The organism is Anaerotruncus sp. DFI.9.16 (assembly GCF_024461615.1).
In the GTDB taxonomy this organism is placed as follows: domain Bacteria; phylum Bacillota; class Clostridia; order Oscillospirales; family Ruminococcaceae; genus Anaerotruncus; species Anaerotruncus massiliensis.
Genome location: NZ_JANFZX010000037.1, coordinates 22,770 through 29,046 on the forward strand (window position 1 = coordinate 22,770; position 6,277 = coordinate 29,046).

Sequence of the window (6,277 nt, forward strand, 5' to 3'; positions counted from 1 at the left end):
TCTCAAATGGCTTGTATGCGGTAATTTCTTTCAGATAATTCGCTGGCTCTCCATTCATGATTATATCTGCGTAGGGAGCGCCCAAACGATGCAGTGTTCATTTGGACTGCTCCCATCGGAAGAATGCCGTTTTTCGCGGCTCTACACGGGCTTACCTGGCATCGTCCCTTGTATGCGTTTTCGCCCTATGCCTGTCAAAGAAGCTCCATAGGTTGTTGCGTTCAATGACCGTTTCATAGCTGTGTACTTTGCCACGGAGAGATTCGTTTTCCTGTTGCAGTCCTGCCATATTGAGCCTGTTGTGTATTGACTTGTATTCAAACAGCTCCTTTGTCAGCGCAGCGACCTGCGCCTTCAATTCCGCAATCAGCTTATAGGCTGCATCCAGCGCCTTTTGCAGTTTAGATTCTTTCCTATCCTGCGTGATATATTTTTTTGCCGCCGCTGCGAGGCTCTCATACTCAGCGCGTTCCAGCATGACCTTAGAGGACAGTGGCACCGGCTTTGCCTCGATCTTGTCTACCGACTGCACAGCGATCTGCTGCTTCTGAATTTTCTCAATCCGCTTGTCCAGCGCGGCGGCCTCCTGCGCTTTCTGCGCTGTCTGTTCAGAAATATCGGCAAGCCGTTCCTGCTCCCGTTCTACCTTAAACTGCGTGACCGTCAGATGTTCTTCGGAGCTGCCACGCTCTCCACGCTCCACATCGTCATACCCGGCGGAGCGCATATCTTGGAAGAAATCGTCCTGCAACACCGAGTAGGATTTTTTGAGAACCGCTTTACCGTTCTTCGTCAGCATCGGCGCGCCGTTTTCATCAAAGGCAGGCTTAGAATTCCATTTCTTGCTCATGCTGACCTGCGTGATGCGCTCCTTGACCGTACCGACCAGCGCCGGGTCTTTGCACCGCTTTGTCCAGAGAACATCTTTCTTCACCACAGGGATATAGACCACATGAAGATGATAGTGGTAGACATCCTCGCCCAGCGATTCGGACATTGCCCGGTTGCGTTCATCGGCGTGTATGACCGCCGACAAAATATATTGCTCGCCGCCCACGATTTTGATTGCGCTTTTGTAGGCATCGGCGTAAAATTGTTTTGCGAAGCCGTATCCGCCGGATTGTAGAAGTAGGCAGAGTTTACATCGAAGATCAGCTCTCCGAACTTTTCTGCATCGGCTTTCAGACCACGGGTAGAGATCGTTCCGTCCGCCACCATCTGGTCAAACATCTCCGCGTAGCCAGCGGTTGGCGTTTTGAAATGCACATTTGTTTCTGTGCGCTCCGGGACAATATCTTGATTGGTATATGATTCTTTTTCTCGTTCGTTATGCCGCTGTGCGTTACCAACTTTTTCGGCGGTCATCCTTGCGTTTCTTGCGCTGGTACGGTAAACACCATCGCCTCTTGCCATAGGCAGTTTCCTCCATTTTCATAGTTTGTATAGACACGGTAAGCTCCGACGAGGCACTTCTGCGGAAGTGTAATAACCCACTATGATACTTTCATCCTTCGGCTGCAAAGTATCGTGGGCTCTCCGAGGGGGCATGCGGCTTCTGCCGGAAGCCTCTCCGTCTTTTTCGGCTTGCGGGTGGTACCCACAGCCTCAAAATCCTATGTGGACAGCAATCTATTCGCAGCACATTTCTGCTCATATTTGCCGCCCACAGGCAGAGAAATTTTTGAAAATCCCTCTGCCTTTCCGTTTCAAAATCTGCGGATTTTTCCACGGAGACGGATACGGCGTAGGGCTGCTGACAGTCAATTATTTTTCTTGTCTGCCAGCAACAGGAGCGCGGCACGCTCCTGTCATAGCTCCCAAGGAGGAGTAGTCCATCGATAGCTCTGCGGCACACCACGGCGGTCAAGATATTCCTGCCTTGCCTGCTCCCACTGCTCATCGGTGGGGGCGGTCTTGTACTGAGAGTAGAGCTGCCTGTTCAACATGGCGTCCAGCTTTTGCTCCAAGCCCTGCCGGATGTCATCGTCAAAATCATCTTCGCCTCTCAAGTGGTACAACACTAAATCTACGAACAGCTCATAGGGTATCTGCACATTTTTCATATCGCTTCTTTTCCTTTCCATCTCGTGACGGTTGTGACGATAGTGACGATGGTTTTAAGACCACCCACCACCTTTTATTTCATCGTCACAACCGTCACCATCGTCACACGGCAGCTTTGGCGAGCGTCAGAATAATTCTGCTGCCGCTGCGTGTGTGCTCGTTTTTGTATTGAATGTGGAAATCATTCCAGAGCTTGCTTGCCTTGACATTGAGCTTCTTCGTCAGAGCATTGGGCAGGATATCCATGCCCAGCGCCGCAATCAATTCCGTTGCGCTGCCTTGCCACATTGGGCTTTCAAGGGTGAGCAGTTTTTCGATTGCCACTAACATTGAATCCGGCGGTTCTATCCAAAGCTCCCGGTCTGCATGATCGAAACACCATATCAGCCTTTCTTCATCCCTTACAAGATGAATTCTCTGGTCGGGTTGGTCGCGCCCCACAACATCCAGAATGGCGGCGCTGTCAGTACGCTTTTCTTTCTGGAGAACAAAGGCACCATCAGCGCAGCCCAGTAACCCAGTTATTCCGGAGATCATCTCGAACTTGTCCCCGGCCGGCGTCTTTCTTGTGTGATGCACCACCAACATACACACGCCTTTCCTGTCGGCAAACTGTTTGAACTTACCGACAATCTGGTAGTCATCCGCATAACTGTATGCCTCGCCGCCCAGCTCCCGGACTTTTTGCAGCGTGTCAATGATGATAAGTTTCGTATCGGGATGCTCTTTCACAAATCGCTCCAACTGTTCATCCAAACCATTGCCGAGCTGCTTTGCGTACACGGCAAAGTGGAGCTTGTCTGTTCCCTCCACGCCGAACATACGAAACATTCGCTCCTGCAATCGCTGGTAGTCATCCTCCAAAGCCAGATAGAGAACTGTTCCCTGATGCACTTCATAATCCCAGAGCTTTTCCCCGGTGCTGATATGATAAGCAAGCTGCGCCATAAAAAACGACTTGCCCACCTTCGGCGCTCCCGCAAAGAGGTAGGTGCCGGAGTAGAGCAGACCGTCTATAATGGGCGGCCTGCTCTGGTAAACATTCTCATAAAGCTCCTGCATGGTAACGGTCGGAAGATATGCCGGGTCATTCAGACGCTGCATCCGGCGATACATTTCTTCCAGACTTTCTTCGGAATTTTCAATCTGGTCATTGATTTCCTGCTCAGAAGTGGGTATACTGTTTTCAGAATTTGTTTGAATCGACTGCCTTTCATCTGCGCCAACAGATGGTACAAGGGCAGTCTTTTCGTTTGCTTCAATCATCATAGGCACCGTCCTCCTTCATCCCATCCATAATTTCTGCCAGCATTTGAATCGTGTCCAGCAATTCATCATCCATGCTGCCGCCGACCTCTATACGCCGCAGCTCAGCCAGCACAGCAGCAAACTGATTGCGCAGCGCCTTATATACTCTCGGATTCCCCTGTACCACCACATCCTTACATAACAGGCGGCGAATGATATAATCCTGCTTGGTCAAGCCTGTGAGCTTCACGGCAATTTCAATTTGCGCGTCCTCCTCCGGCGATACCCGGAAAGCCACAGTTTTGTTTCTCCAGCGGTTGTGTTCATCTCGATTTTTCAGTGACATAATCAATTGCCCCTTTCCATAGTCAGCTTTTCTGCCATCTCCGTCTGCTTGGACGGAAACAGGTGTGCGTAGTTTTAGGTGATGTCGATGCTTTCATGACCTACCCTGTCAGCAATGGCAGTTGCGGAAAAGCCCATATCAATCAATAGCGAAACCGCGCTGTGCCTGATGTCGTGTATCCGAATGCGCTTGATGCCAGCCTCTTTTGCGCCCCTGTCCATCTCCCGATGAAGATAACTTTTGGTGACAGTGAACATCCGATCATTCTCTCCAACATCGTAGAGCATTTTCAGATAGTCTTGAATTTCACCCGTGAGAAACTGCGGCATTTTGATGGTGCGATTGCTTTTTTCCGTCTTGGGCGTCGTGATGACATTCTGCCGGTTGAGGCGTTGATAGGATTTATTGATGGTGACCGTACCTTTTTTGAAGTCAAAGTCTGCCGGAGTAAGCGCTAGCAGCTCCCCCTCGCGGATACCGCACCAGTAGAGCATCTCGAAAACGTAGAATGATAACGGCTTGTCCATCATCGCATCGGCGAACTTGAGGTATTCTTCCTTCGTCCAGAACAGCATTTCGCGGTTTTTCTTCTTGCCCATGCTGCCAGCCTTTTTACATGGATTCTCTCTGAGGTTGTAATGCCTGACCGCATGGTTGAAGATGGCGCTAAGCTGATTGTGAACGGTTTTGAGATAAACCGGGGAATAGGCCTTTCCGTTTTCATCCTTGTGATTCAACAGCTCATTTTGCCAAGTAATAATCTGCTGCGCGGTAATATTGCACATTTTCAGTTTTCCAAAATAGGGCGAGAGCTTTGTGCGGATAATATGATCTTTGGTTGCCCATGTGTTTTCCTTGATGCGGGTCTTCATATCCGCCGTGTACTGCTCGACAAAGCTGTTGAAGGTCATATCCAGATCGGTGGACGCCTTGTTGAACTGCTCACGCTCCCACGCCTGTGCTTGCGCTTGGTTTTGAATCCACGCTTCTGCGTCTGTTTCTTTTCACCCGTCCAATCGACATAACGGTAAAGCACCCGCCATGTGTTGGTTTTGTCCTCTTTGTAAACTGCCATTACGATTCTCTCCGGCCTGAGATGGTCAAAAAGCCCTTTGCCCGTAAATCTGCATTGAGTTTCTGCACGATCTTGTAGGCATAGGACTTTGAGATACCCAGCTCTTTTGCCACATCTTCTACTCTCATAAAGTTGTTCTCCATAGACGCTCCTCCTTTTTTACATAGTAATACTTATTTAGTGTCGGAAGTCAGCCGATGTTCGTCTGGCTCAGTATGAAACAGGGACAAGAACCCCAAAAGCGGACTTGACCGCTTCTCTAGCTCAGGTACTTGATGTATCTCCGCAGGCATTGGCTGTGCTGGACATCGACTCCTATATCGGCTTGATGCACACCCTGTTTACTCTGGAGGACAGATACGGCGTGAAAGTCTGTGAGTGTGACGGAGAAGTCCATCTCCGTGTAGATGTATTCAAAGGCAAGGATGCTGCCACGCTTCACGAGATGCTGTGCGCTTGGCGTCAAGCCGCTGCTATGTTGAAAGCGGGAGAGATTACGCAGGAGGAATATGACCGTTGGCGGTATCACTATCCTGAGTTTGACACCTCTGGGAAATGGCATAAGTTGACACCCTCTCAAGGACTGAGCGACCTGCTGGTTGACGCATTCAACGAGGGTAAGGATTAACTTCAACTAGAACGCAAAAAAGAGAGCTAACTGACTTAATCAAAATCAGTTAGCTCTCTTTTTATTAATAATGAAAAAATGTTGCCATTTCGTTGCCACGAAAGGCTATAATCCTCAAAAAGTCCAGTGTTCACGGGCTTTTTCAGACCTCCGAAATCATTCCCACTCAAGTCTTGGGCTTTGATTTAGGGTTATAAAATGCACTCTCGATACGCATTTTGTCCAAATAATCCACGTATTTCGGGCTGTACATAGGTTTCTTACGAATTTTGTAGCCGTTTTGTAGCCAGCTTTTTTATACGTACTAACCGTTCGCAACGACTTATTTTGAATGATTTGCAGCGGGTTTCGGTATGATTCCTGCCAATAATCACCCGGAATTGACCGCCTGATTCACCTCAAAAAACATCTTGGAGATATGACTATGAGTAAACTTATTTTCTGTCAATTCAACATCGACACAGCCAGCGTAGAACTGGTTTTTGACGATGGAAGCCGGATTTCCATTGACTGCACAGCCGTTGAAAACGAAGTTGCCGACAACCGCTTCCAGCGGTCAGAGCTGAACTATCTGATCTACAAGGACCCGCTTGCCTATGCCGATCTGATTCTGAACAGCAAGCTGAACGTCTTGTTTGAATAAACCGACATGAGCATAAACGACAGCGTCCCGGTTCATAATGATTGGGACGCTGCTTATTATATCATTGTATTTTGCGAACTCATTCCTCAAACAGGTACAGGAGATATCCGTAGCCCGCGGCCTCCATCTTCGCATAGGGGACGAAGCGGAGAGACGCGCTGTTGATGCAGTAGCGCACGCCGTTGGGGGATTCCGGATCGCCGGTGAACACATGCCCGAGGTGAGAATCTCCGGCACGGCTTCTGACCTCTGTGCGGCGCATGCCGTGGCTCA

Annotated in this window: 6 protein-coding genes and 3 pseudogenes; 2 read left to right on the forward strand and 7 right to left on the reverse strand. The window is 49.4% G+C overall.

Annotated features, from left to right (window positions below; genetic code table 11):
- Nucleotides 1-151: 151 nt before the first annotated feature.
- From NE609_RS12400 to NE609_RS12430, 6 genes and pseudogenes are all read right to left on the reverse strand, one after another.
- Nucleotides 152-1,413 (reverse strand): annotated as a pseudogene (locus tag NE609_RS12400) (plasmid recombination protein).
- 395 nt (nucleotides 1,414-1,808) lie between these two features.
- Nucleotides 1,809-2,063 (reverse strand): complexin-2, encoded by a 255-nt coding sequence (locus NE609_RS12410; RefSeq protein ID WP_256152680.1) that lies wholly within the window; start codon nucleotides 2,061-2,063, stop codon nucleotides 1,809-1,811.
- Between the two features lie 103 nt (nucleotides 2,064-2,166).
- Entirely contained in the window at nucleotides 2,167-3,333 is a 1,167-nt protein-coding gene (locus NE609_RS12415; RefSeq protein ID WP_256152681.1) for a helicase RepA family protein, read from the reverse strand.
- Nucleotides 3,323-3,658, reverse strand: a complete 336-nt coding sequence (locus NE609_RS12420; RefSeq protein ID WP_256152682.1) for a hypothetical protein — start codon at nucleotides 3,656-3,658, stop codon at nucleotides 3,323-3,325. Before NE609_RS12420 ends, NE609_RS12415 begins: the two co-directional genes overlap by 11 nt.
- Before the next feature lie 2 nt (nucleotides 3,659-3,660).
- Nucleotides 3,661-4,733, reverse strand: a pseudogene (locus tag NE609_RS12425) (tyrosine-type recombinase/integrase).
- Nucleotides 4,733-4,876, reverse strand: a complete 144-nt coding sequence (locus tag NE609_RS12430) for a LysR family transcriptional regulator (RefSeq protein WP_256152683.1) — start codon at nucleotides 4,874-4,876, stop codon at nucleotides 4,733-4,735. The pseudogene NE609_RS12425 and the gene NE609_RS12430 overlap by 1 nt, the downstream one beginning before the upstream one ends.
- 44 nt (nucleotides 4,877-4,920) lie before the next feature.
- Between NE609_RS12430 and NE609_RS12435 the strand changes: the two are divergent.
- A pseudogene (locus NE609_RS12435) lies at nucleotides 4,921-5,361 on the forward strand (transcriptional regulator); the annotation flags it as partial.
- A gap of 424 nt (nucleotides 5,362-5,785) precedes the next feature.
- On the forward strand, nucleotides 5,786-6,004 hold the full coding sequence (locus NE609_RS12440) for a DUF6061 family protein (RefSeq protein ID WP_238054479.1): 219 nt from the start codon (nucleotides 5,786-5,788) through the stop codon (nucleotides 6,002-6,004).
- Between the two features lie 79 nt (nucleotides 6,005-6,083).
- Here the strand turns inward: NE609_RS12440 and NE609_RS12445 are convergent.
- Nucleotides 6,084-6,277, reverse strand: a 194-nt coding sequence (locus tag NE609_RS12445; protein WP_256152684.1) for a peptide-methionine (R)-S-oxide reductase, incomplete at its 5' end; no start/stop codon positions are given.